This is a genomic window from Arthrobacter ulcerisalmonis (genome assembly GCF_900609065.1).
Taxonomy (GTDB): domain Bacteria; phylum Actinomycetota; class Actinomycetes; order Actinomycetales; family Micrococcaceae; genus Arthrobacter; species Arthrobacter ulcerisalmonis.
Genome location: NZ_UXAU01000038.1, coordinates 315,163 through 338,231, shown reverse-complemented (window position 1 = coordinate 338,231; position 23,069 = coordinate 315,163). Strand labels below are relative to the sequence as shown.

General features: G+C 65.6%; 25 protein-coding genes. 9 read left to right on the top strand and 16 right to left on the bottom strand.

Going from position 1 to position 23,069, the window contains the following annotated elements; all coding sequences use genetic code 11:
• Positions 1–417 precede the first annotated feature (417 nt).
• On the bottom strand, positions 418–1,104 hold the full coding sequence (locus PSET11_RS14495) for a DUF4386 family protein (RefSeq protein WP_124093014.1): 687 nt from the start codon (positions 1,102–1,104) through the stop codon (positions 418–420).
• 195 nt (positions 1,105–1,299) lie between these two features.
• Between PSET11_RS14495 and PSET11_RS14490 the strand changes: the two genes are divergently transcribed.
• Complete coding sequence (locus PSET11_RS14490; protein ID WP_124093013.1) at positions 1,300–1,998, top strand: TetR/AcrR family transcriptional regulator; 699 nt, start codon at positions 1,300–1,302, stop codon at positions 1,996–1,998.
• Here the strand turns inward: PSET11_RS14490 and PSET11_RS14485 are convergent.
• Positions 1,976–2,332, bottom strand: coding sequence for a hypothetical protein (locus tag PSET11_RS14485; RefSeq protein ID WP_124093012.1), 357 nt, complete (start codon positions 2,330–2,332; stop codon positions 1,976–1,978). The genes PSET11_RS14490 and PSET11_RS14485 overlap by 23 nt on opposite strands.
• A gap of 115 nt (positions 2,333–2,447) precedes the next feature.
• Positions 2,448–2,699, bottom strand: coding sequence for a hypothetical protein (locus PSET11_RS14480; protein WP_124093011.1), 252 nt, complete (start codon positions 2,697–2,699; stop codon positions 2,448–2,450).
• Between the two features lie 231 nt (positions 2,700–2,930).
• Between PSET11_RS14480 and PSET11_RS14475 the strand changes: the two genes are divergently transcribed.
• A complete protein-coding gene (locus PSET11_RS14475) occupies positions 2,931–3,647 on the top strand; it encodes a TetR/AcrR family transcriptional regulator C-terminal domain-containing protein (protein WP_124093010.1) in 717 nt (238 codons plus the stop codon).
• Here the strand turns inward: PSET11_RS14475 and PSET11_RS14470 are convergent.
• The 4 genes from PSET11_RS14470 to PSET11_RS14455 are packed head-to-tail and all read right to left on the bottom strand — an operon-like array spanning position 3,635 to position 6,713.
• Positions 3,635–4,684, bottom strand: a complete 1,050-nt coding sequence (locus PSET11_RS14470; protein WP_124093009.1) for a sulfate/molybdate ABC transporter ATP-binding protein — start codon at positions 4,682–4,684, stop codon at positions 3,635–3,637. The two genes, PSET11_RS14475 and PSET11_RS14470, sit on opposite strands and share 13 nt — an antisense overlap.
• Positions 4,681–5,499 (bottom strand): ABC transporter permease, encoded by an 819-nt coding sequence (locus PSET11_RS14465; RefSeq protein ID WP_124093008.1) that lies wholly within the window; start codon positions 5,497–5,499, stop codon positions 4,681–4,683. Before PSET11_RS14465 ends, PSET11_RS14470 begins: the two co-directional genes overlap by 4 nt.
• A gap of 9 nt (positions 5,500–5,508) precedes the next feature.
• Positions 5,509–6,306 carry a molybdate ABC transporter substrate-binding protein gene (modA, locus tag PSET11_RS14460; RefSeq protein ID WP_124093007.1) on the bottom strand — a complete coding sequence of 266 codons (798 nt, stop codon included), beginning with the start codon at positions 6,304–6,306 and terminating at the stop codon, positions 5,509–5,511.
• The gene (locus PSET11_RS14455; RefSeq protein ID WP_124093006.1) at positions 6,303–6,713 is read right to left on the bottom strand and encodes a TOBE domain-containing protein; all 411 of its coding nucleotides are present in this window, start codon (positions 6,711–6,713) and stop codon (positions 6,303–6,305) included. Before PSET11_RS14455 ends, modA begins: the two co-directional genes overlap by 4 nt.
• 99 nt (positions 6,714–6,812) lie before the next feature.
• Here PSET11_RS14455 and PSET11_RS14450 point away from each other — a divergent pair, with 99 nt between their 5' ends.
• The 4 genes from PSET11_RS14450 (at position 6,813) to PSET11_RS14435 (ending at position 12,193) form a co-directional block, all read left to right on the top strand.
• Complete coding sequence (locus tag PSET11_RS14450) at positions 6,813–7,376, top strand: TOPRIM nucleotidyl transferase/hydrolase domain-containing protein (protein ID WP_238989169.1); 564 nt, start codon at positions 6,813–6,815, stop codon at positions 7,374–7,376.
• Positions 7,377–7,533: 157 nt separating this feature from the next.
• Entirely contained in the window at positions 7,534–8,556 is a 1,023-nt protein-coding gene (locus tag PSET11_RS14445; protein ID WP_124093005.1) for a 3-oxoacyl-ACP synthase III, read from the top strand.
• Positions 8,550–11,213, top strand: a complete 2,664-nt coding sequence (locus PSET11_RS14440) for an alpha/beta fold hydrolase (protein ID WP_124093004.1) — start codon at positions 8,550–8,552, stop codon at positions 11,211–11,213. The genes PSET11_RS14445 and PSET11_RS14440 overlap by 7 nt, the downstream gene beginning before the upstream one ends.
• The gene (locus PSET11_RS14435) at positions 11,210–12,193 is read left to right on the top strand and encodes an NAD-dependent epimerase/dehydratase family protein (protein WP_124093003.1); all 984 of its coding nucleotides are present in this window, start codon (positions 11,210–11,212) and stop codon (positions 12,191–12,193) included. The genes PSET11_RS14440 and PSET11_RS14435 overlap by 4 nt, the downstream gene beginning before the upstream one ends.
• Here the strand turns inward: PSET11_RS14435 and PSET11_RS16940 are convergent.
• Together PSET11_RS16940 and PSET11_RS14430 are read right to left on the bottom strand one after the other, a co-directional pair.
• Positions 12,178–12,366 (bottom strand): benzoate/H(+) symporter BenE family transporter, encoded by a 189-nt coding sequence (locus PSET11_RS16940; protein WP_238989168.1) that lies wholly within the window; start codon positions 12,364–12,366, stop codon positions 12,178–12,180. The two genes, PSET11_RS14435 and PSET11_RS16940, sit on opposite strands and share 16 nt — an antisense overlap.
• A complete protein-coding gene (locus PSET11_RS14430) occupies positions 12,285–13,199 on the bottom strand; it encodes a benzoate/H(+) symporter BenE family transporter (RefSeq protein WP_238989167.1) in 915 nt (304 codons plus the stop codon). Before PSET11_RS14430 ends, PSET11_RS16940 begins: the two co-directional genes overlap by 82 nt.
• 130 nt (positions 13,200–13,329) lie before the next feature.
• Between PSET11_RS14430 and PSET11_RS14425 the strand changes: the two genes are divergently transcribed.
• Entirely contained in the window at positions 13,330–14,193 is an 864-nt protein-coding gene (locus PSET11_RS14425) for a hypothetical protein (RefSeq protein ID WP_124093002.1), read from the top strand.
• On the opposite strand, the gene PSET11_RS14420 is transcribed toward PSET11_RS14425, so the two are convergent.
• Positions 14,134–14,655, bottom strand: a complete 522-nt coding sequence (locus PSET11_RS14420) for an alpha/beta hydrolase (RefSeq protein WP_238989166.1) — start codon at positions 14,653–14,655, stop codon at positions 14,134–14,136. The genes PSET11_RS14425 and PSET11_RS14420 overlap by 60 nt on opposite strands.
• A 140-nt stretch (positions 14,656–14,795) precedes the next feature.
• Here PSET11_RS14420 and PSET11_RS14415 point away from each other — a divergent pair, with 140 nt between their 5' ends.
• Positions 14,796–15,527 (top strand): SDR family NAD(P)-dependent oxidoreductase, encoded by a 732-nt coding sequence (locus PSET11_RS14415; RefSeq protein WP_124093001.1) that lies wholly within the window; start codon positions 14,796–14,798, stop codon positions 15,525–15,527.
• Positions 15,528–15,553: 26 nt separating this feature from the next.
• Complete coding sequence (locus PSET11_RS14410) at positions 15,554–16,603, top strand: PQQ-dependent sugar dehydrogenase (protein ID WP_238989165.1); 1,050 nt, start codon at positions 15,554–15,556, stop codon at positions 16,601–16,603.
• Here PSET11_RS14410 and PSET11_RS14405 read toward each other — a convergent pair.
• The 6 genes from PSET11_RS14405 to PSET11_RS14380 form a co-directional block, all read right to left on the bottom strand.
• Positions 16,597–17,400, bottom strand: coding sequence for an aldolase/citrate lyase family protein (locus PSET11_RS14405; protein WP_124092999.1), 804 nt, complete (start codon positions 17,398–17,400; stop codon positions 16,597–16,599). The genes PSET11_RS14410 and PSET11_RS14405 overlap by 7 nt on opposite strands.
• Complete coding sequence (gene hpaH / locus PSET11_RS14400) at positions 17,385–18,170, bottom strand: 2-oxo-hept-4-ene-1,7-dioate hydratase (protein WP_124092998.1); 786 nt, start codon at positions 18,168–18,170, stop codon at positions 17,385–17,387. Before hpaH ends, PSET11_RS14405 begins: the two co-directional genes overlap by 16 nt.
• A 2-nt stretch (positions 18,171–18,172) precedes the next feature.
• Positions 18,173–19,246, bottom strand: coding sequence for a 3,4-dihydroxyphenylacetate 2,3-dioxygenase (gene hpaD, locus PSET11_RS14395; protein WP_124092997.1), 1,074 nt, complete (start codon positions 19,244–19,246; stop codon positions 18,173–18,175).
• Positions 19,247–19,348: 102 nt separating this feature from the next.
• Complete coding sequence (gene hpaE / locus PSET11_RS14390) at positions 19,349–20,851, bottom strand: 5-carboxymethyl-2-hydroxymuconate semialdehyde dehydrogenase (RefSeq protein ID WP_124092996.1); 1,503 nt, start codon at positions 20,849–20,851, stop codon at positions 19,349–19,351.
• A 10-nt stretch (positions 20,852–20,861) separates the two neighbouring features.
• Complete coding sequence (locus PSET11_RS14385) at positions 20,862–21,530, bottom strand: GntR family transcriptional regulator (protein ID WP_124092995.1); 669 nt, start codon at positions 21,528–21,530, stop codon at positions 20,862–20,864.
• Positions 21,523–23,001 (bottom strand): fumarylacetoacetate hydrolase family protein, encoded by a 1,479-nt coding sequence (locus PSET11_RS14380; protein WP_124092994.1) that lies wholly within the window; start codon positions 22,999–23,001, stop codon positions 21,523–21,525. The genes PSET11_RS14385 and PSET11_RS14380 overlap by 8 nt, the downstream gene beginning before the upstream one ends.
• Positions 23,002–23,069 lie beyond the last annotated feature (68 nt).

Below are 23,069 nucleotides of genomic sequence, written 5' to 3'. Positions count from 1 at the left end.
GGGTAAATCGCTTCCGTGATGCGGTCATGCTGATCTCTACTTTCGGTAGACCCTCATTTTATGAGGGCCCACTGTCCGAGATCTCCGCGGCAGCTCAGGCACAGCAAAACCCCTCGTCAGAGGGGTTTTTGCGTTGACGTTTGGTCAGTCTTTTGTCAGGTCCCGCTGACGCTGGCTACGTGGTGTGCCTAGCCGCGGGTATCCAACTCGGTTGTGTCGGGCATTGGGTTCATGACCGTGTGGAGGGCGGCCCGCACTTGCGGACCATCCTCGATCTCTACGAGAAAGCGAAGTTCTCAAGAACGCTCAAAGAGACGCCGCGAACGGAAGACCGGTCAGTGAGTCAGACTTCGGGTTCGAAGATGGTGGCTGCATCGAGGGCATCGCCGACGGCGTCACGAAGACGCCAGCATCAGGTTATCCGCGAGTGGCGTCGGCTGTGGACGCGGTGTCAGGACGGGCGGTTGTTCGAGCGCGCACGAGCCGAACGCCGGTCGCCAGCAACCAGACGATCCAGAGGGCGAGTCCGGGCAGGCCCACAAACAGGAGTGGCGAGCCGTCCGCGATCTCGAGACTTGCCGCCCCGGCGGCGAGCAGTAGGCTTCCTCCGGCCACGCCGAGCAGGCGCTGCCACGACGGCGTCAGTCGACTCTGATGCGCTGCCAGGGCAGCGCCGATAAAGGTAGCGCCCAGTGCCGGCAGCGCCAGCGCAAACGCTGCTGCATGCAGTAGCCAGGCCAGCTCGAACGTCGGGTTCGGCTCGGTGTGCTCGCCCACGGAAAGCGCGACGCCGATCCACAGGACGCTGTACAGGGCGAAGATCGCCGACAGAGTCGCCCCCGCTGCCACCGCGAGGCGCGACCAGGTAGCACCTCCGTGACCCGCGACGAGCCCGTGGAGCCCGGTCAAAAACCCGAGCAGCAGCGGAATGTGCAGCGCCTCCTGGGCGACCGCGATGGCAACCACGGTCCGGTTCTCTCGATGCCAGGCAAAGACCTCCTCGATCGGGTCCCCGTAGCCTGGAGCATCAGTCGCCATAAACATCGCGTTCTGGATCACCATCGACACGGCAAGGGCAATCGCGGTTATTCCGACAATCCGCATCGCCGGCACCCCGGCCGGACTCGCTTCCGGCTCCAGGCGAGTAGCCGCACTGAATCCCTGTTCTCTTCCCACAGAAGCCTCCTCCAATAGGAGCCGCGCTTTCACGGGCTCGTACACCGTACGTCATACGCTGTACGAGTAACCTTGAGCGTACGCTGTACTATTGTCAAGCTTTTGAGAAGAGTAAGGAGATCCGTGGCTGCGAAGGAACAACGCCAGGTCACATCAGTAGCTGGGCTCAGTAGACAGCGAATGGTGGAAGAAGCGGTCCGGCTCGCCGACACCGAGGGAGTCGACGGGCTGAGCATGCGCCGGCTGGCTGGTGCGCTTGGCGCCGGGGCGATGTCGCTCTATCACTATGTGGCGAACAAGGACGAACTGCTAGACGCCATGATCGACGTCGTCTTCGACGAGATCGAGCTCCCGCCTGAGGAGACCGACTGGCGGTCGGCGATGCGACACCGAGCCATCTCTGCACGTCAGGTCCTGGCGCGCCACCCGTGGGCGATCGGCCTGATGGAGTCGCGGACATCGCCCGGACCCGCAAACCTCCGCCACCACGAAGCGGTCACCGCTTGCCTACGACGGGCTGGCTTCTCGGTGCTCATGGCGACGCACGCCAACTGGTTGCTCGATAGTCTCGTCTACGGGTACGCCCTGCAGGAAGCCAGCCTGCCCTTCGACACTGCCGCCGAGTTCGCAGGCATGGGCGAGGCCGTCTACCTTCCCCAGCTTCCTTCTGACCAGTTCCCCTACCTCAACGAGTCCGCCGCGGCACTCGTGGCTGCCGACTACGACCCGGCGGAGGAGTTCGTCTTCGGCCTTGACCTCGTCCTGGCCTCCCTCGAGCCCCTGGCAACTGGCGAAAATCCTAGCCCGGTAGCTCAATCCTGAACCCGCACGCGCACCGCAGCGCCCGGGTGGGCAGGACGACGTCGGCCAGCGCAGACCCTGGTTGATCCAACGTCGAGGTGGGTGACTGGACGGTGTACCTGGAGGCGCCAGCTTCGGCCATGGGCTGCCCGCAGTGCATGTAGGTATCGCCGAAGTGCAGCACGCCCGGGACGAGTTCACTCTCATTCAAAAGCGTCGCTACCTGGCGGAACGGTGCGGCGTGGGCGCCGAAGTGTCCGCACACGGCGCAGGTATAGGTGACGTGCACCAAAAGGGCCCCGGTGTGCGCGCCCACCGATTCGATGGAGTGCAGCATCAGGTATTCATCCGTCATGCACGTTGCGCACCATGGACTGGTGCCAACGGGGGAGTCGGCCGGCTGTAGGGAGCCATCCCGCTCTGGGTCTGGATAGCTGGACATGGGCGCTCCCCTTCCAGGTGCCGGGCCGTCAGATCATGACGGGGTACGTGGCCAAAATGTAGTCTGCAGCAGCAGGCCCGGTCATGCGACGCCTGGACACGTGACCGTGATGTTGCCGCGTAGCTGCCCGAAAGTCCGCATCAGTGGCGGGGAGTCGGTGATTGAGCCGGCACCAGCTGACGTAGAGGCCATAAAGCTGGTCCTCCGACAGGCGATGCGTTGGATCAAGATCGGGAGTGGTGGCTTCGATGAGAAAGCGGTCGAAATGTGAAACTGCCATGGCTTTTCTCTCGGTAAGGATTGCACTGCCGGGTCATCTGACCCTAGCCAGCAATGCGATCTGCGGCGGGGCCACCTTGGACGGGGTGGGCCTCACGGGCGCGGCTGCTAGCGGAAGAATCCGGCTGCAACTACACTGAATTCCGGTGATCTACACCGTAAACACCGGCCGTAGCTGCCAGCGTATGTCTACAGTGTAGGCCTACACATTTTCGAAAACAAGGGGTGCGAAATGGATCGCGAGGAGTCAGCGATACAAGCGTCAGGAACGACAGTCCGGTTGGATCGCCGGGCCGTGCTGGGCGCGGCGCTGGACCTGGTGGATGAGCATGGCCTTGAGGCGCTGAGTATGCGCCGGCTCGGCCAGGTTCTTGGCCGGGATCCCATGACCGTCTACCGCTACGCGGCCAACCGGAAAGATCTCCTGGCAGGCATCACCGAACTGGTGTTGGACGAAGTGGAAATTTTCGCGGAAGACGCGGACTGGCGGAGTCAACTCCGCGCCATGGCCCATGAGCTGCGCCGCGTCTGCCTGCTGCACCCCAACGTGGTGCCGCTGTTGGTGACCGGACCCCTGTCCACGCCACTGGGCTTGCGTCCCGCGGGAACTTTGCGGCCGGTGGAGCAGATCCTCAGGATCCTGATCGGCGCGGGCTTCGGCCCCACTGACGCTCTCCACGTTTACCGCACGTTCTACGGGTTCCTTCACGGTCACATCCTCAATGAGCTACAGGAACTGGTCGCCGACCCGGAGGAAAGCGAGGCCGTGCTGCGGCTTGGCCTTCATCTTCTGCCCCTCCGCGATTTCCCCAACCTCCGCAGCCTCGCCCCCCAGCTCCTGGAATACGACGGCGAGAACGAACTGGACCAGGGCCTCAGCATCCTGCTCGGTGGCCTTGGAAAGGGTGTGCCGGACACGGTTGACGGGGTGCCAGTTCAGGCCGGATAGACGGCAACCGCTGTTGCTTTGATGACGAAGTAAACGCCGGTCCCTGGCGCCAAGCCCAGTTCAGCGGCGGCCGCGGGCGTAATGTCCGCGGCAAGGTTCCCTGCCCGCACCCGGATCAGGTCGCCGTGTGGCTCCAGGTCGGTGACGGTGACCTGGAATGTGTTGCGCGGGCTGCCATGTTCGGCACCCAGGTAGATCGACACCGCTGCAGGCGGAAACGTTGCTGCCCCGGCGTCGCCGGGAACGGCGCCATCTCCCAGCAGTCCCACAATGGCCATGCCGTCGTCGGCGATCAACCCATCGGCGGTGATGGTGCCGGTGAGCAGGTTCAGCCCGGACAGTCCGGCGGCGAAACGGCTGCGAGGCTTCGCCAGTACCTCACGGGTGCGCCCCTGTTCGGTGATATGGCCGTCCTCCACCACAATCACCTGGTCCGCCAGCATGTAGGCGTCCAGGACGTCGTGGGTGATGATGATGGCCAACCGGTTGGCCAGGACGCGCTTGAGCAGCCGGCGCAGCAGCGGCGCCGCGTGGACATCCAGTGCGGCCATTGGCTCATCGAGAAGCAGAAGTTCGGGATTGGTCGCCAGCGCCCGGGCAACGGCAACGCGCTGGGCCTGCCCACCCGAGAGCTGGCCCGGCCGCCGTCCCGCAAACTCCGTGGCATCGACCTCGGCCAGCCAATGACTGGCGGTCTGGTGCGCCTCGCGCCGGCTGATGCCCGCGGACCGGGGCCCGAACGCCACGTTTTCCAGCACGCTCAGGTGCGGGAACAGCAGCGGTTCCTGCGCCAACAACGCAGTGCCCCTGGCATGCGGCGGGACGAACGCGCCACGGCCGTCGTCGAGCGTGAACAACGTCTTCCCGCTGAGGACCGCCTGGCCGGAATCGGGCCTGAGCAGCCCGGCAATGATGTCCAGCAGGGTGGATTTCCCGGCGCCGTTGGGGCCCAGCACTGCAAGGGTCTCGCCCGGGGCGAGCGTCACAGTGACCTCAAAGTTGCGGGCGGCGAGGGCGGCAGTCAGCGTCAAGGTCATGCCTGGCTCCCCATGGCCGGTTCCGTGCGGGCGCGGCGGAAGGAGAGGCCCACGACGGCGACGGCCACCGCCACCAGGACCAGGGAAAGCGCGACGGCGGCGTCCGCGTCAGTTTCGCGCTGCAGGTAGATCTCCAGCGGCAATGTCCGGGTCACGCCCTGTAGGCTGCCGGCAAACGTGAGGGTGGCACCGAACTCGCCGAGGCAGCGCGCAAAGGAGAGCACAGCTCCGGATGCCAGCCCCGGGAGGACCAGGGGGAGGCTCACCCGTCGCAGCACGGTGGTGGGACGGGCCCCAAGGGTCGCTGCCACCGCTTCGTACCGGGTGCCGGCCGTCCGCAGCGCGCCTTCCAGGCTCACCACCAGGAAGGGCAGCGCAACAAAAGTCTGGGCCAGCACGACGGCGGTGGTGGAGAAGGCGATCTGGATTCCCGCCAGCTCAAGCGACTTCCCCAACAGGCCTTGGCGGCCAAAGGTATAGAGCAGCGCAATGCCGCCCACCACCGGGGGCAAAACCAAGGGCAGGAGCACGAAGGCGCGGAGGAGGCGTTGACCTGGGAAGGAACCGCGCGCCAGGGCAAGTGCCAGCGGAACGCCAAACACAATGCAGAGGACGGTGCTGGCAGCCGATGTGCGCAGGCTCAACCCCAGCGCCGTCAGCGAGGACTCGGAGGTGATCAGTGGAAAGAATTGGGCCCAGTTGACCTTGGCCACCATGGCCGCCAGCGGCAGCAGGACAAACAAGGCTCCTGCTGCCGCGATAGCGTAGATCCAGGGCGGAACACCGGTGTATCCGGCCCTACGTCGTGATGGCATCCCCCAAGGTTACGGGGTGCCGAAGCCCGCGGTGGTGAGGACCTTCTTGCCCTCGGCGCTGGTCACCGCGGCAATGAAGGCCTTGGCCAACTCTTTGTTGCTGCTGGCGCCAACCCCGGCAATGGGGTAGGTGTTGACAGCCTTGTCCGACTCGGCGAAGGGGACACCCTTGACCTTTTCGCCGGCGGCCTTGACGTCGGTCACGTAGACCAATCCGGCGTCGGCCTCGCCGGATGTGACCTTGCCCAGGACATCGGTGACGGACGATTCCTCGCTGACGGGGGACAGGGTGGTCCCGGTGGCTTTCTCGATGGCCTCCGTGGCAGACCCGCACGGAACCTGCGGGGCACAGACAACTACTTTCGCATCCGGCTTGGCCAGGTCGGCAAACGAGGTGATGTTGGCCGGGTTGCTGGGCGGGACGGCGATTTCCAGGACGTTAGTGGCGAAATTGGTCGGCGATCCGTCGATCAGCTTCGCGTCCGACAGCTTGGTCATGTTCTTGGTGTCGGCTGATGCGAAGACGTCGGCTGGCGCTCCCTGGGTGATCTGCGTGACCAGGTCCGAGGAGCCCGCGAAGCTGAGCGTGACCTTGGTCCCGGGGTTGGCTGCCTCGAAGTCGGCGGCGATCTTGCTGAACGTGGCTTTCAGCGAGGCGGCAGCGAAGACCGTCACGGTGCCGGACAGCGTGGGGGAGGCGGCGTTGGAGCTGGTGGCGGGAGTGCTGGATCCAGCGCAGCCGCTCAGGCTGACGGCAAGGGCGCCAGCGGCCAGGAGGGACGTGGCGGCAGTGCGGGCGGTGTTCATATGATGCTCTTTCCCTGAGGAGTTTCGATAATGACGGTGGTGGCTTTGACAACTGCGGTGGCCACGGAGCCCAACTCCAGCCCGAGTTCGCGGACGGCTTCACTGCTCATCAGTGACACCACCCTGAACGGGCCGCATTGGAGTTCTACCTGCGCCATGACCTTGTCGGCCGTGATTCCGGTGACCAAGCCAACGAACCGGTTCCGGGCGGACCTCCCCACCTTGGTGGGATCTTCCGGTAGCTGGGCTTGTTCACGCGCCAGGTGCGCGAGTTCCAGGCCATCCACGGCCAATCGACCAGAGGTGTCCTTCTGCGCGGTCAAGGTCCCGTTCTCGGTCCACCGCCGGATGGTGTCGTCGCTGACGCCCAGGAACCGGGCGGCCTCTGAAACTCGTATCATCGCCATGTAGGCATCCTAAACCAGCATTTACGGAACTATTAACGTTCACCAGTCGCAAATACAAATCAACGCGGTCCTCTCGCTGGATCCGTGGTCTGATGAGGTGTGAGCCAAACAGACGTGCAAACCACCACGGTCCTGGTGGAAGGCGAGAGCGACAGGCTGGCCGTCGAAGCGTTGGCGCACCGTTTCGGGCACGACCTCACGCGCCAAGGCATCACTGTCGTCGAGATGGGTGGCGCCACTAATATCGGCAGGTTCCTGGCCCGCTACGGACCGCACGGTGCTGGCCATCGCGTGTTGGGGCTCTGCGATGCCGGTGAAGAGGCGATCTTTGCCCGGGCGCTGGACCAGGCCGGACTGGGCACCGGTCCGCTGCCCAGCCGGGGCTTCTTCGTCTGCCACGCGGACCTGGAAGAAGAACTGCTGCAGTGCCTGGGCATAGACGGCGTCCTGAAAGTCATCGAGGACCAGGGTGAGCTGGCATCGTTCCGGCTGCTGCAACGCCAGCCCGCACTCCGCGAAGAAAGTATCGTGGCCCAGCTGCGCCGTTTCTTTGGCGGCCGGGGCGGGAACAAGATCAGGTACGCACCGCTGTTGGTGGCTGCCCTGCCAGCCGGTCACGCCCCGCCGCCGCTGGCGAGCCTCATCGCTGCCTTTGCCCCCTGATACCCGGGGTACTTCAGGGTTTTCTATCACATTCGCGCGTTCAAGGCGTGGGAAATGTGCAGATTTGGGCTGGGCCTAGCATAGTTAAGCTCTTGAGCTTGCTCTTGTGGACACAGTCACCGCACGAAGGCAGGACAGAAACGAACAGGGGCTTGAATTGGTAGGGAATGCAACCTTCCGGCATAACAACACCGCGCTGCTCTCAGTCAGCAGCGTCGAGGCGCCGCGAATAGTCAGCTCCTCGGATTTCGATCATACGTTGGCGTCCACGTTGCAGCGGTTGAAGTTCCCGCCGCGCTTGTTGGAACGGGTCGCGGGCATCACGCACCGCCGGTGGTGGGCTGCCGGGACCTCGTTCGACGACGCCGCCATCGAGGCTGGCGCGAAGGCCCTGGCCGAAGCCGGTATTGAGTCCTCCGAGATTGGGCTCCTCATCAACACGTCGGTGACCCGGCGCAACCTTGAGCCCTCTGTCGCGGTGAAGATCCATCACGGACTGGGCCTGCCGTCGTCGGCCATGAACTTTGATCTGGCCAACGCCTGCCTCGGGTTCGTGAACGGTCTGACGTTGGCAGCCAACATGATCGACTCGGGACAGATCGAGTACGCCGTCATTGTCAACGCCGAAGACGCCCAGGCCACCCAGGAGGCAACCCTGGCCCGCCTGCAACGCCCCGAAACCACCCGTGAAGACTTCAACCGGGAATTCGCCACCCTCACCCTGGGCTCCGGCGCCGCAGCAGCCGTGCTGGGCCCCGCAGACAAGCATCCCGGCGCACACCAGATCATCGGCGGGGTCATGCGGGCCGGCACCGAGCACCACGACCTCTGCGTGGGCGGCATTGATGGCATGACCACTGATACCAAGGGACTGCTCGACGGCGGCCTGGAACTCGTGGTGGATGCCTGGCACGAAGCGCAACCCGAGTGGGATTGGGCCACCATGGATCGCTACGTCACCCACCAGGTGAGCAACGCCTACACACAGGCGATCATCGACGCCATCGACCTGGACCCGGCAAAGGTGCCCATCACTTTCCCGCACTGGGGCAACGTTGGACCGGCATCGCTGCCCATGACCCTGGCGGCCGAGGCGCAGTCCCTCGAGGCAGGCGACCGCGTGCTGTGCATGGGTGTGGGCTCCGGGCTCAACACGGCAATGCTGGAAATCGTTTGGTAGCCGCCGACTGGCCCGGCGTCGATCCGCTCTGGTCACGCGAAGTCGTTGTCACCTCCACGTCCGCAGTCGATGCTGGTGCGCCCCGGCGCTGGCACATCCTTGACAACGGTCCCGAACTGGAGCGCCGTGGTTTAGTTCCCGTCGGCACCCTGTTCTGCGTGCACGGCAACCCCACCTGGTCCTACCTTTGGCGGACGCTGGTGGCTGCCGGCTCATCGGCCGAGCGACCATGGCGAGTGGTCGCCGTGGACCAGTTGGACATGGGCTTCTCCGAGCGGACAGGCGTTTTCCGCCGGCTGGCTGATCGGATCAATGACCTGGGCGACCTCACCACCGCGTTGGACCTGAGCGGCCACGTGGTGACGGTGGGCCACGACTGGGGCGGTGCCATCAGCCTCGGCTGGGCCCTTGCCCACCAGGAAATCCTTGCCGGCGTAATCCTGACCAACACCGCTGTTCACCAGCCCACCACCTCTGCCATTCCGCCCGCGCTGCGTCTCGCGCTGCACCCCGCAGTCCACGGCTGGGGAACCACCATCTCGGATGCGTTCCTTCGCGTGACACACTCGCTGGCGGCTCCGGCGCTTGAGGACTCCGTCCGGAAAGCCTTCATGGCCCCCTACCATGGCGCCGCGCGCCGGGCCGGGGTGGGCAACTTCGTGGCAGACATTCCGGTGGACGCGTCGCACCCCAGCTTTGCAGCGCTCGACGGCGTTGCAACAGGCGTCCGCGATCTCAAGGTTCCAGCGCTCATGCTGTGGGGGCCCAAGGATCCGATTTTCTCCGACAGGTACCTCAAGGACCTGATCGGCCGGCTGCCCCACGCAGACGTGCACCGCTTTGAAGGCGCAGGCCATTTGGTCGCCGAAGACCGCGACATCGCCACCCCCATCCTGCAGTGGTTGGGCCACCGGAACGTGGGGAGTGGGACGGCTGCGTCCCTCGCTGACGAAAGCCTGCCGGCAAACATGGCTGAATTCCGCCCGCTGTGGGACCTCCTCGGTGGCCTGGCTGCCGGTGCGTCAGCAGATGAGGTTGCCGTGGCCGAGATGGCTGAGGACGGCACCATTGCCCGCTCGCTCTCCTGGCGCGACCTCGATCACCACATCACGGACCTCACCGTTGGCCTGCGCGGCCTTGGCGTGACGCCGGGCAGCCGGGTCAGCCTGATGGTGCCGCCGGGCGTAGACCTGACCGTTGCGCTGTACGCCTGCCTCCGGTTGGGTGCCATCGTGGTGGTGGCCGACGCCGGCTTGGGAACCAAAGGCCTGAGCCGCGCCGTCAGGGGGGCTACTCCTGATTTCCTGATCGGCATCGACAAGGCGCTGGCCGCCGCGTCCATCCTGGGCTGGCCCGGTCGCAAGGTCAGTGTGCAGGACCTCCCGGCCGGCCGCCGCAGGCTGCTCAGCGTGGAAACGTCGCTGGCAGACCTGGCGCGCACCGGCGACGGACGCCTCCCGGCGCAGCCCTTTGCCGAGGTGGACCCGGATGCCCCGGCGGCTGTCCTCTTCACCTCCGGCTCCACAGGCCCCGCCAAGGGAGTGCTCTACACGCACCGGCAGCTCGCCGCGATGCGCGATACGGTGGCGCAGACCTTCGGCATTCGCCCCGGCGCCCGGCTGGTGGCCGGATTTGCGCCCTTCGCGCTGCTGGGTCCTGCCTTGGGTGCCGTTTCGGTGACCCCGGCGATGGACGTTACAGCGCCGCGCACCCTCACAGCCAGTGCGTTGGCGGCCGCCACTGCTGCGATCGACGCCACGGTGGTCTTCGCCTCACCAGCGGCCCTCCGGAACGTGGTGGCCACCAGTGGGGCCGTGGGTTCTGCGGGCAGGGACGCTCTGGCCGCCGTCGAGGTGCTACTTTCCGCTGGCGCGCCGGTCCCCGAACCGTTGCTGGTGGACGTCCAAACACTGCTGCCCAACGCCTCACTGCACACCCCGTACGGCATGACCGAAGCGCTGCCCGTCACCGACATCAACCTCGGCCAGATCCAGGCCGCCGACGCAGATGCGGCCAGCGGAGCCATTGCCGGCGCCGGCAACGGCGTTTGTGTTGGCTGGCCCGTGCACGGGGCACGCCTCGCCGTCATCCCCCTGCAGTTGGACGGCACAGCTACCGGCTCGCAGCCCGTTACGACGGCGGGGATCACCGGGGAGATCCTGGTCAGCGCCCCGCACGTGAAGGACCGCTACGACAGATTGTGGTTGACGCAGCAGGTCAGCACCAGTATTCCCGGCTGGCACCGGACGGGTGACGTCGGGCATTTCGACGACGCCGGTCGGCTTTGGGTAGAGGGACGTCTCAGCCACGTGGTGACAGCCCCAAAGGCAGTGCTCACACCGGTGGGTGCCGAACAGGCGATCGAGCGGCTGCCCGAGGTGCGGCTCGCTGCCATTACCGGCGTTGGACCTGCGGGGACACAGGCAGTGGTGGCCGTCGTCGAGACAGTGCCGCCCGCACGTAAGGCGGGTCCTGCTGCGCCGCACCTCGCTGGCTTGGTCCGCGCTGCCGCCCTGGCGGCCGGCGTCGTGGTTTCCGCCGTGTTGGAGGTCCCTGCCCAGCCCACGGATGTCCGCCATAACGCCAAGATTGACCGGACCAGGCTGTCCCGCTGGGCTACCCGGGTGCTGGCCGGTGGCCGGCCGGGCAAACCGTGAGGGTCCTCGTTACCGGCGCCAGTGGGTTGCTCGGCGGTGCGGTGGCCCGGCTGCTGGTGCAGCAGGGCCACAACGTGGCGACGTTCCAACGCCGCCCGTCCGGAGTTGACCACGCCACCGACATCCTTGGATCGTTGACAGACCAAGCGGCCGTAGCCGACGCTGTGCGTGGCGTTGCAGGCATTATCCACCTCGCTGCCAAGGTCTCGTTCACCGGCCGCCCCGAGGACTTCGACGCGGTAAACGTCGAGGGAACCCGGACGCTGCTGGCCGCCGCGCAGGCTGCCGGGGTTGCCGACGTCGTCTTCGTTTCCTCGCCCTCAGTGGCCAACTCCGGTGCCGCCATCGCCGGACTCGGCGCAGAACCAGCCTGCCCAGCGAAGGCCCACGGCGATTACTCCCGCACCAAGGCCGAAGCGGAGTTGCTGGCCTTGGCCGCGGACGGCCCTGACCTTCGGGTTGCCGCGATCCGCCCCCACATTGTGTGGGGACCGGGGGACACCCAACTGGTGGAACGGGTCTTGGCCCGGGCCGGCAGCGGCCGTTTGCCGCTGCTCGATGCGGGCGCCGCACTGATCGACACCACGTACATCGACAATGCTGCTTCGGCAATCGTGGCTGGACTGCACCGGGTGGAGCACATCCACGGCCGCGCCTTGGTCGTGTCAAACGGTGAGCCTCGCCCGGTGGGTGAACTGCTGGCGGGCATCTGCGCTGCCGGGGGAGTGCCTGCGCCATCCTGGACCGTGCCGGGCGGCCTCGCCCGGACAGTGGGCAAGGTGGTGGAGAAGCTGTGGCTTTTGTCAGGGCAATCGGACGAGCCGCCCATGACCGAGTTTCTGGCCGAGCAGCTCTCCACCGCGCATTGGTTTGACCAGAGGGAGACGCGGCGGCTGCTCGACTGGAGTCCCGCCGTCACTTTGGATGCCGGGTTGGCCAAACTGGCCCAGCATTACCGGGGCGGCTACGCGGCGCGGTAGTCGTTCCGCTCCAGCAGCCTGGAGACGGCGTAGCCACTCAGGATGCCCCAGAATGCCGCGTGGATGTTGAAGAGGTTCAGTCCCGAGATGGTCACAATGAACGTGACCAAGGCACCCATCGTGAACCTGGTGGCGAACGCAGCCACGAAGGCCTGCTGCAGTGCCTTGGGCATGGCGATGCCGCCCAGCGAAAAAATGCCTGAGCTGATGGGAACACATTGACGGGCGGGTAATGCCCGGCGGCGCGCAACACCGCCGTACCTTGCCCGTTTTGGACCATCCAGACAGTGAGGGCCAGCGGCACCACCAGTTGCAGTTGCGCAGACCACGTGAACTCGGGAACGGTAAAGATGGGCAGGGCCAACACCGGGCCTTCGCCCAGGGCGGTAAAGCGGCCGCTGACGGCGACCGCCACGATGCCTGCCAGCAGCGTCCCCAAGACCGGCGGTAGCCGCCGGCCGAGGGTGGGGACAGCACTGAGGAGCAGGAAAGCGACCACCATGGGCAGGGCAATCCATGGATCTGCCCGGCTGGACGCCACGATATCCGTGCCGAATTTCAAGAAGACTGCAGCCACCATGGCCATCACGATCGGCAACGAAATAGCTGTCGTCAGGGGCCGGATCACGCCCGAACACCCCAGCGCCAGGATCAGCACGCCGGCACCGAAGAACGCACCCACTACCTCTGGGAAACTGAGGTGCTGCGGCGACGGACCCAGCTGGACTGTACCCGGAATGGACCAGGCGAATCCCAGCGGTTGGCGGTACAGCAGTGACGTCACCAGGGTGGCCGCCCCTGCGGAGAGCAGGATGGCAAAAACCCACGAGGCGAGTTGCGCCGCCGTCAGTCCGCCCATGGAACCCACCGCAAGAGTGACAGCGAGCGACCCAGACGCCGAGAACACCAACCCCATCACGCCGTTGGCAGCGTACCGCGGACCAAGGTCCCGCAGGACGTCGCGCAGCCCTGCCGGTTTGAACTCCGGCCGCTCCGTCCGCTGCACTTTTGGTACCAAACACATTACGTCTTGTGGGGTTCCGGACGCCGGCGCACAATAGCGATGTATTGGCCGGTCCCTGTCGGATTGCCGCGCAGATGGCCATCCAGCCGGCCGTGACGGAGCGAGGTGTTTCATGGCGAGTGGTGCAGACGAATCCGGCGATGACATGGTGGTTGGCCGGACCAATGTGAGTGAGGATCGGACCCTCCTGTTGGCCAGCAACGGCGATAACGCGCCGGATGGCTACGGCGAAGATTTCGTGCTCAACGTGTCCACCAAGGACGACAAAGTCCTGGTGTCCTCCTCGCACGGGGTGGACGCGATCCACGCCAAAGGCACTGTCTCGTTCGCCACGGGCGGTGCAATCGGCACCATCCCGGCGGGCAACGGCATCATCGCCCAAGGCATCAATGGCGCCGTGGGCTATGTGCACGCGGTCAGTCGCGACAAAGTGCTGGAATCCGCCACAGGTGCCGGCATCCTGGGCGTGGGTGGCGTCGATTCCGCTGGCGTGTTTGGCTCCGGCCAGAACGGTGTGGTGGGCTACGAGCAGGCAACCCCGCGGGACACTGTCTTCGAGGCGGCGCAGAAGGCTGGCGTACTGGGCCGGGGTGAAACGGGTGTCAGCGGTGACGGCGCCAACGGGCCCGGCGTTTTTGGCAGGGGAGTCCCTGGTGTCCACGGGCTGTCCAGTACCGGCCCCGGCGTGCTGGGCGACGGCGATACAGGGGTGGTGGCCACCGGCAGGACCGGACCCGGCGTGCTGGCGTCGTCGCGGGCGGAGCAGGGTGCCGTGCTCGAATCGCGGCGCACGGCCCAATTGCTGCTGGTGCCACTCAAGATCGAGAACCCACTGTCCCTGGCCAAGTCCACGGCTGGCGAACTGCTGACCACCGTCTGGGCCGACGAAGAGGAACGCGGGAAAGAGATCACCAGCCTATGGTTCTGCAAGGTGGGCGGTGATCCCACCCAGGCCAACTGGGTCAAGCTCGCCTGAGCCGCTACCGGCCATTGCTGGCAGGCCGAGAACCCTGCTGTTGAGCTCCGCAGCAGTGTCCGCAGAGGTCCGATGTCCGCCGGGATCACGACGAGACGTCACCGGTGCACTGGATTCGGTGTGCAGGTACGCCCACGTGCGCTCCAACAGTTCGGCCGGGATGACCCTGTCCCGGTCGCCCTGGGCAACGAACACAGGCAGTGCTGCCAGCCGGTTCGCTGTGACGGGCACGCCGGCGTCGAAAGGCACGGTGCCGTAGAGAACGGCGACACCGGAAAACCTTTCGGGCTGGTCCAGCGCCAGCCCGCCGGCAAAGGCCGCGCCACCGCTGAACCCCACCAGAAAGACCGGCCGGCCGGACGGGGCTACGCCGGCAAGCCAGCGGTGGAACCACGCCATGGTCGCCGCCAAGGACTCGGCGATGGGCCGGCCAATGCCGCGGTTGGCGAACCAGGTCTCCAACCTTGTTCCGCTGCTGAGAATCTACCCCGCCGGCCGCGTCATTCGTGGCCCGTGATCGGTGCAATAGCCTGCGCCGCACCGAGATTCACGCGTGCGGCGTCAGGCTATCCTGAGGTTGTTCACCCACCGGGAGGTAGCCCATGTCCAGAATCCTTGTCACTGGTTCCAGCGAGGGACTGGGCCGGGCCACTGCGGAGGCGTTGCTGGCAGGGGGTCACGACGTCGTTGTCCACGCAAGAACCGATGCCCGGCTGGCCGTCCTGGCACCGTTGCTGGACCGCGGCGCGCTGGCGGTGGTGGGTGACCTGGCTGCCCTGGATCAGGTCCAGGACGTGGCGGCGCAGGCGAACGCGCTGGGCGTCTTCGACGCCGTTATCCACAATGCTGGCGTGCTCGACGGCGGTGCGTTGCTGCCGGTCAACGTGGTGGCACCCTACGTTTTGACGGCACAGATGGCCCGGCCGCGGCGGCTCATCTACCTCAGCAGCGGCATGCATCGCGGCGGTACTCCGTCCCTGGCCGGTGTCGATTGGAGCGGTGTGCAGCGGAGTCATTCGTATTCGGACAGCAAACTTTTCCTGACGACGCTTGCGGCCGCCGTCGCGCAGTCCTGGCCGGAGGTCTCCGTGCACGCTGTGGACCCGGGCTGGGTGCCCACGCGGATGGGTGGGCCCAACGCCAATGACGACCTGGCCATGGGCCACCAAACGCAGGCGTGGCTTGCCGCCGAGGAGCAGCAACCGGGTTTCCGCTACTGGTTCCACCGCGCTGTCCACCAGCCCCATCCGGCAGTCCATGACGGCCACTTTCAGGCGGAGCTGATGCGATCACTGGCCGACTTCAGCGGGCTCGTGCTGGCGGGCGTCGCGTGAGTGCCAGGGTAAGGTTCGGTACTTTGTTGGCCGCTGGTGTTGCGACGCTGCTGGTGGGCTGCACCGTGGCCCCGCCCGCCGCGCCTGAAGTTCCACCGGCCACCGTAGGCGCCAGCCCGAACGCGCCAGAAGTGATCGCCACCGGGCTGGCCGCACCGTGGTCGATTGCCTTCCGCGACGGCACGCCCTTAGTCAGCGAACGAAACAGCGGCAACATCCTTGAGCTCGATTCCAGCGGCGCTTCCCGCGTCATCGGGACGGTGACCGGCGTCGTTGCTGCTGGCGAGGGCGGTCTGTTGGGACTGGCCGTGGACGGCCAGCGCCGCGTCTACGCCTACTCAACGGCCGCCGATGGCAACCGGGTCCAACGGTTCGACGTCACTGGGGCGCCCGGCTCACTCGCCTTGGGCCCCGCCGAAACGCTGCTCGATCGAATTCCTGCGGCCGGCACCCACAACGGCGGCCGGATCGCCTTCGGCCCCGACGGGATGCTGTACGTCACCACTGGCGACGCCGGCCAGCGCGCCAATGCCCAAGACCGGTCCTCGCTGAGCGGAAAAATCCTCCGGATGACGCCCGACGGCGGGATCCCGGCAGATAATCCGGCACCTGAGTCGCTGGTCTACAGTTATGGGCACCGCAACCCACAGGGACTTGCGTGGGCAGCCGACGGCACCATGTTTGCCGCCGAGTTCGGCCAGAACACCTGGGACGAACTCAACATCATCACCCCCGGCGCCAACTACGGCTGGCCCACCGTGGAAGGCATTGCCGGCCGTGACGGGTTCACCGATCCAGTGCAGCAGTGGCGGCCCGCTGATGCCAGCCCCAGTGGGATGGCCATCCTGGCGGGCACCGTCTTTGTCGCGAACCTGCGCGGCCAGGTCCTGCGCGCCGTTCCCGTCAACGAACCCGGCACCGCCAGCACCTACTTTGGCGGTGACTTCGGCCGTCTGCGGGACGCCGTTGTGGCTCCGGACGGGAAGCTGTGGCTGCTGACCAACAACACCGACGGCAGGGGAGCGCCACGCCCCAACGACGATCGGATAGTGGGCGTGGCGCTCGGGAGTCAGTAACTCGCCGTCGATGCGCCGTTGGTGGGCTTGACGAACCGTGCGGCCAGGGCTTCGGAGCCTCGTGCGAGGAGGGCGACGTCGGCCCCCACCAACACAAATGCTGCGCCCTGGTCGAGGTAATGCTGGGCAGTGGTGGGGTTGAAGGCGTTGACGCCGGCAGGTTTTCCGGCCGCTTTGGCAGCGTGGAGGCACAGCTCGACGGCGGCGATCACCTCCGCGTGTTCCTGCTGGCCCAGCAGCCCCATGGACGCTGCCAGGTCTGACGGGCCCACGAAGATGGCGTCGACGCCTTCAACGGCAAGGATGTCCTCGACTGCCGCCACTGCCGCCGTCGATTCGATCTGGACGGTGACGCTGATGGTCTCATCAGCGCTGGCCAGGTAGTCGGGCACCCGGTTCCAGCGCGCGGCCCGCGCCAGAGCCGAGCCGACGCCCCTGACACCTGCTGGCGGATACCGGGTCGCGGCTACCGCAGCCTGGGCTTCCGCGACGGTGTTGATCATGGGGATGAGCAGGTTTTGGACCCCCAGATCCAGGTACTGCTTGATGACCACGGTGTCGTTCACCGGCGGCCTGACTAGGGTGTGGACGGGATAGCCGTGGATGGCTTGCAGCTGGGCAAGGATGGCTTCAAGCCCGTTGGGGCTGTGCTCGGCGTCGACCAGGAGCCAGTCCAGGCCTGATCCGGCACAGAGCTCAGCAACCAGGGGGCTGCCGGAGCAGACCCACATGCCAGCCAACGGCCGGTCGGCGGACGCCAAGGCGTGCCGGAACGTGGGGCCTAGGTGAACTGGCATGTCACGACTCCAAGGGGTCCGTAGTCGGCGTGCACGGTGTCGCCCTTCGCCACCCACATGGGTCGGGTGAAGGAACCGGCCAAGATGATGTCTCCGGCTTTCATCTCGTCGCCATGGGCGGCAATCTTGTTCGCCAACCAGTGCACGCCGTTGGCCGGGTGGTCCAGGACGCCGGCGGCGACGCCGGTTTCCTCCACGGTCTGGTTCTTATAGAGGATTGCCGAGACCCACCGGAGGTCCACGGCGTCCGGCCGCACGGGGCGCCCACCCACCACCATGGCGCCCATTGCTGCGTTATCCGAAATCGTGTCGACGATGGTCCGGCCTTCCATCTCGATCCTCGAATCGAGGATTTCGAGGGCGGGAACAACGTAGTCGGTGGCGTTGAGAACGTCGAAGATCGTGCAGCCCGGGCCCTTGAGCCCGGTCTTCAGGACAAACGCCAACTCCACCTCCACCCGCGGGTGGGTGTACTGGTCCCATGCCACGGAGCAGCCGGTGTCCAGCACCATGTCATCGAAGATCGCGCCGTAGTCCGGCTCGGTGATGCCGGTGGCCAGCTGCATGGCCCGCGAGGTCAGGCCAATCTTGCGGCCCACCAATTTTCGTCCAGCTGCTTCGTTGCGCTGCCGCCAGAGGCGCTGTACCGCGTAGGAGTCCGCCACCGTCATATCCGGGTAACGGGCAGTAAGCCGCGGCACCGGGGTCCGGCTCCGGCCAGCTGCCAGCAGTTCATCGGCAATGGCCTCAATGGTCGTTGCGTCCATCATGGTCAGAGTTGGGTTCCGAGTTTGAAGCCGGCTTCTTCGCCGGGTTCGCGGGTGTAGGAGAAGCCGTCGGCGCCGACGGTGACGGCCATTTCGGAGGCGTCGGTGCGGGGGATGACGGGTTGGGGGTTGCCGTCGAGGTCTAGGACGAGGGAGGCTTCGGTGTACCAGGAGGGGACGACGGAGTTACCCCACCAGTCGCGGCGTTGGTTGTCGTGGACGTCCCAGGTGATGGTGGGGTTGTCGGGGTCTCCGGTGTAGTAGTCCTGGGTGTAGATCTCGATGCGGTGGTTGTCGGGGTCCAGGATGTAGAGGTAGAAGGCGTTGGACACGCCGTGGCGGCCGGGGCCGCGTTCGATGCGGTCGCTGATGCGCAGGGCGCCCATTTTGTCGCAGATCTGGATGATGTTGTGCTTTTCGTGGGTGGCGAACGCGACGTGGTGCATGCGGGGGCCGTCACCGCCGGTGAGGGCGGTGTCGTGGACGGTTTGTTTGCGGTGCATCCAGGCGGCGTAGGTGACGCCGTTGGAGTCTTTGATGTCTTCGGAGACGCGGAAGCCGAGGTCTTCGAGGTAGGCGCGGCCGCGGGGGACGTCGGGGGTGACCTGGTTGAAGTGGTCGAGGCGGACGAGTTCACCGGCGCTGTAGAGGTCGTAGCGTTGGGTGAGGCGTTCGACGTGGTCGGTGTCGTAGAAGAATTCGTAGGGGAAGCCGAGGGGGTCTTCGACACGGACGGAGTCGCCGATGCCTTTGGTGAAGCCGTTCTTGCGGCGCTCAACCCGGCAGCCCAACTCGCGGTAGTAGGCCTCGGCGGCGTCGACTTCGGCGGGGGATTTGACCCGGTAGGCGAAGGACGCGACAGCGGCGATGGGGCCTTTGCGGAGGACGAGGTTGTGGTGGATGAACTCCTCGAGGGAGCGCAGGTAGATGGCGTTCTCGTCTTCCTCGGTGACGTGCAGGCCCAAAACATCAACATAGAACGCGCGGGACTTGGCGAGGTCGGTGACGATGAGTTCCATGTAGGCGCAGCGGACGATGTCCGGGGCCGGGACGGAGGGGGTAGGGACACGGTTGGTCATGAGGTTCTCTCTTCTTCGAAAGGTGTGCTGAAGTTCCCAACTAACTAGCAGTTGTTGTCGTTTTGAGGGTCCAAAACGACAACAAGTGCGAGCTAGTTGGGGTCAGGCGCCGAACTTGGGGGTGTGGACCGAACCGAGCGTGATGTGCACGGCCTGCTGGTCGGTGTAGAAATCGATGGAGCGGTAGCCGCCTTCGTGGCCCAGGCCTGAGGACTTGACGCCGCCGAATGGGGTGCGCAGGTCGCGGACGTTGTGGCTGTTCAGCCACACCATGCCGGCCTCGACGTTCTGCGAGAAGTTATGGGCCCGGGTCAGGTTTTGGGTCCAGATGTAGGCGGCGAGGCCGTACTTGGTGTTGTTGGCCAAAGCCAGCGCCTCGTCGTCGTTCTCGAAAGGCGTGATGGCCACAACCGGGCCGAAGATCTCTTCTTGGAAGATCCGCGCATCCGGGGACACATCGGCGAAAACGGTCGGGGCGATGTAGTTGCCCGTCGGCAGGCCTTCGGGGCGTCCACCGCCGGCCAACAGCCGGCCCTCTGACTTGCCGATCTCCACGTAGGAGGCAACCTTGGCGAAGTGCTCCGGGTGGACCAGCGCACCCACCTGCGTCTTGGGATCGTGCGGGTCGCCCACCACGATGTTCTTGGCGCGGGCGGCGAACTTCTCGCAGAATTCCTCGTAGATGGCCCGCTCCACCAGGATGCGAGATCCCGCGGTGCACCGTTCACCGTTCAGCGAGAACACACCGAAGAGCGCCGAATCGATAGCAGCGTCCAGGTCTGCATCGGCGAAAACGACGCAGGGGGACTTCCCGCCAAGCTCCATGGACAGGCCCTTGAGGTTGGTGGCAGCGTTCCGGAAGATGGTCTGGCCGGTGGTGGTCTCACCGGTGAACGAGATCAGTGGAACGTCCGGGTGCTTGACCAGGGCGTCACCGGCTTCCTCGCCAAGCCCATTGACCAGGTTGAAGACACCGTCAGGGAGGCCTGCGTCCTTGAAGATGGTGGCCCAGAGGGAAGCCGAGAGGGGAGTGAACTCGGCTGGCTTCAGGACCACGGTGTTGCCGGTGGCCAAAGCCGGGGCGAGCTTCCAGGACTCCAGCATGAACGGCGTGTTCCAGGGGGTGATCAGCCCGGCAACGCCAATCGGCTTGCGGTTGACATAGTTGATCTGCGAACCAGGGACCTTCATGGCGTCGTCGAACTGGGCCACAATCAAGTCAGCGAAGAAGCGGAAGTTTTCCGCCGCGCGCAACGCTTGGCCCTTCGCCTGCGTGATGGGAAGGCCGGTGTCGAAGGTTTCCAGCTCAGCCAGTCGAGACTCCTGGGCTTCCACGGCATCGGCAATCCGGTTCAGGATCCGGGCCCGTTCCCGGGGCTTCATCCGTGGCCAGGGGCCGCTGGCGAAAGCCTCCTTGGCGGCTGCCACAGCGAGGTCGATGTCCTCTTTCTGGCCGGCGGCTGCCGTGGCGTAGTTGGCGTTGGATACGGGGTCCAGAACGTCGAAAGTCTTCCCAGAGACGGAGTCAACGAACTCGCCGTTGATGTAGTGCTGGATGTGGGTGGGAAGGTCCTGGGGAGTGTGCTGTTCAGCCGTGAACGTCATGAGTACTTCCTTAGGGAGTGAGGCGGAGATAGGCGTCAAGGGTGGCAGAGCGGTGCAGTCGCGCCGCCTTTTCGATGGTGTCGGAGTCGGATCCGGATTCGATCAGGGTCAAGAGGGCTTCATGTTCTGCCACGGACTCGTGCGCCCGGCCAGGGACAAAACGGAAGGTCGATGACCGGAGGGAGGCCAGGCGGTTCCAGCCTCGATGGACCAGATCCAGGATGTGCGGGTTGGGGCAATGCTCAAACAAGACGCTGTGGAAGTCCTGGTTGAGCGCGGTGAACCGGACCGGGTCAAAGTGTTCCAGGCAGTCACGCATTTCTGCGTTGATGGCCCGAGCCCGCGCCACATCGGCGGCGCCAATCAAAGGTGCGGACAGCGCAGTGGCAGCACCTTCCACAATGCTCAGGGTCTGCATGGTGTAGAGGTACTCGGTGGGATCAATGCCTGCAACGGTGGCACCCACATTCCGTTCGAACGTGACCAGCCCTTCGGCCTCGAGTCGACGGATGGCCTCCCGAACGGGAACCACGCTGACGCCAAGGTCCTCGCCGATCTTCGCCAGCACCAAGCGGTGCCCGGGGGAGTAGGTGCCGGCAACAATCCGAGCCTTGACGAAGTCGTAGGCCCGCTCGGACTTACTCGTGGCGACTGTGTCTGGACCCAACGTCCTAGGCATTGTGGTTGGCTTCCCATTCAGCGAACCGAGCCCGCCAGGCAGCGTTCATGGGGTAGAGCCCGTCCACGCTGTTGCCGTCCTTGACCATGCTGAAGATGAACGCCTCTTCCTTCTCCTGCTGGATGCATTCATCCACCAGCTCCTCGGCGATGGCCGGCGGGATCACCAGGATGCCGTCGGTGTCCGCCACAATGATGTCGCCCGGCTGCACGGTGGTGCCACCACACGCAATGGTGATGTCCGTGTCCCACGGAATGTGGCGGCGGCCCAAGACTGCTGGATGCGGGTTGGCGAAGAATGTGGGCATATCGAGTCCGGCCACAGCGGTAAAGTCGCGAACGCCGCCGTCGGTGATGATGGCTGCTGCGCCACGAACCTGGGCCCGCAAGGCGAGGATGTCACCCACAGTGCCGGTGCCCTTTTCGCCGCGGGCTTCCATCACCAGGATTTCGCCCTCGTTGACCGAGTCAATCGCTCGTTTCTGGGCGTTGAAACCGGCACCGTGGGACGTGAAGAGGTCTTCCCGGTTGGGGACGTACCGAAGGGTGCGGGCCAGACCCACCACCTTTGCACCGGGCCGCGTGGCCTGGAGACCGTCGATGCTGACATTGTTCAGGCCGCGCTTGCGCAGCTGCGAGGACAAGGTGGCGGTGGCTACGCTTTCCAGCTTCGCCTTCAGCTCAGGAGTGAGCACGCTGGCCAGGACGGGAAGGCCTGCAGCTGCGCGCGATCCGTAGGCTTCTTCACGCTGCAGGTCGTCCGTTTTTGGCCGCGCACCAAAGTCCGCAAATGGCACGGTGCCAGCCGTGACTGTGGTGGCCAGCCTGCCGCTGCTCAGTGTTTCACCGCCGTCCACTGCCGCCGTCGTACTTACCTCGACCTCCACGACGTCGCCAGGCACCGCGACCGAAGCGCCGGCGGGCGTGCCGGTGAGGATGACGTCCCCCTCGTGGAGGGTCATGAGCTGGGAGAGGTCTGCCACCAGGCGCGCGAACGGGAAGAGGAGGTCTTCGGTGGTGTCGTCCTGGACCAGTTCGCCGTTGTGCCAGGTGCGCAGTCGCAGGCCGGCGGGGTCGACGGCGGGAGCCGGGACGAGCGCGGGGCCCACCGGGGTGAACCCATCGCCGCCTTTGGACCGGACGTTCGAGCCCTTGTCGGCGTAGCGCAGATCGTAGACGCCGAGGTCGTTGCTGGCGGTCACCCAGGCGACATGGTTCCAGGCGTCCTCAAGGCTGACCCGGCGGGCAGTTGTGCCGATGACCAGGGCCACTTCGCCTTCGTAGCCCAGCAATTCGCAGCCGAGAGGCCGCTCCACGGTGCCGGCGCCTGCCACCAATGAACTGGTGGGTTTCAAAAAGTAAGACGGTTGCAATGGCGTCCGGCCGCGTTGCGCCGCACGGCTGGGATAGTTGAGGTGTACCGCGATGACCTTGCCCGTCGCGGCTAGAAAGTGGTCTGTGACCTGTTCCAAGTAACCCTCCTCATCGAGTACGAAATCGTATACGAAACTATGGTCCACAAAGCGCGATTCGTCAAGAC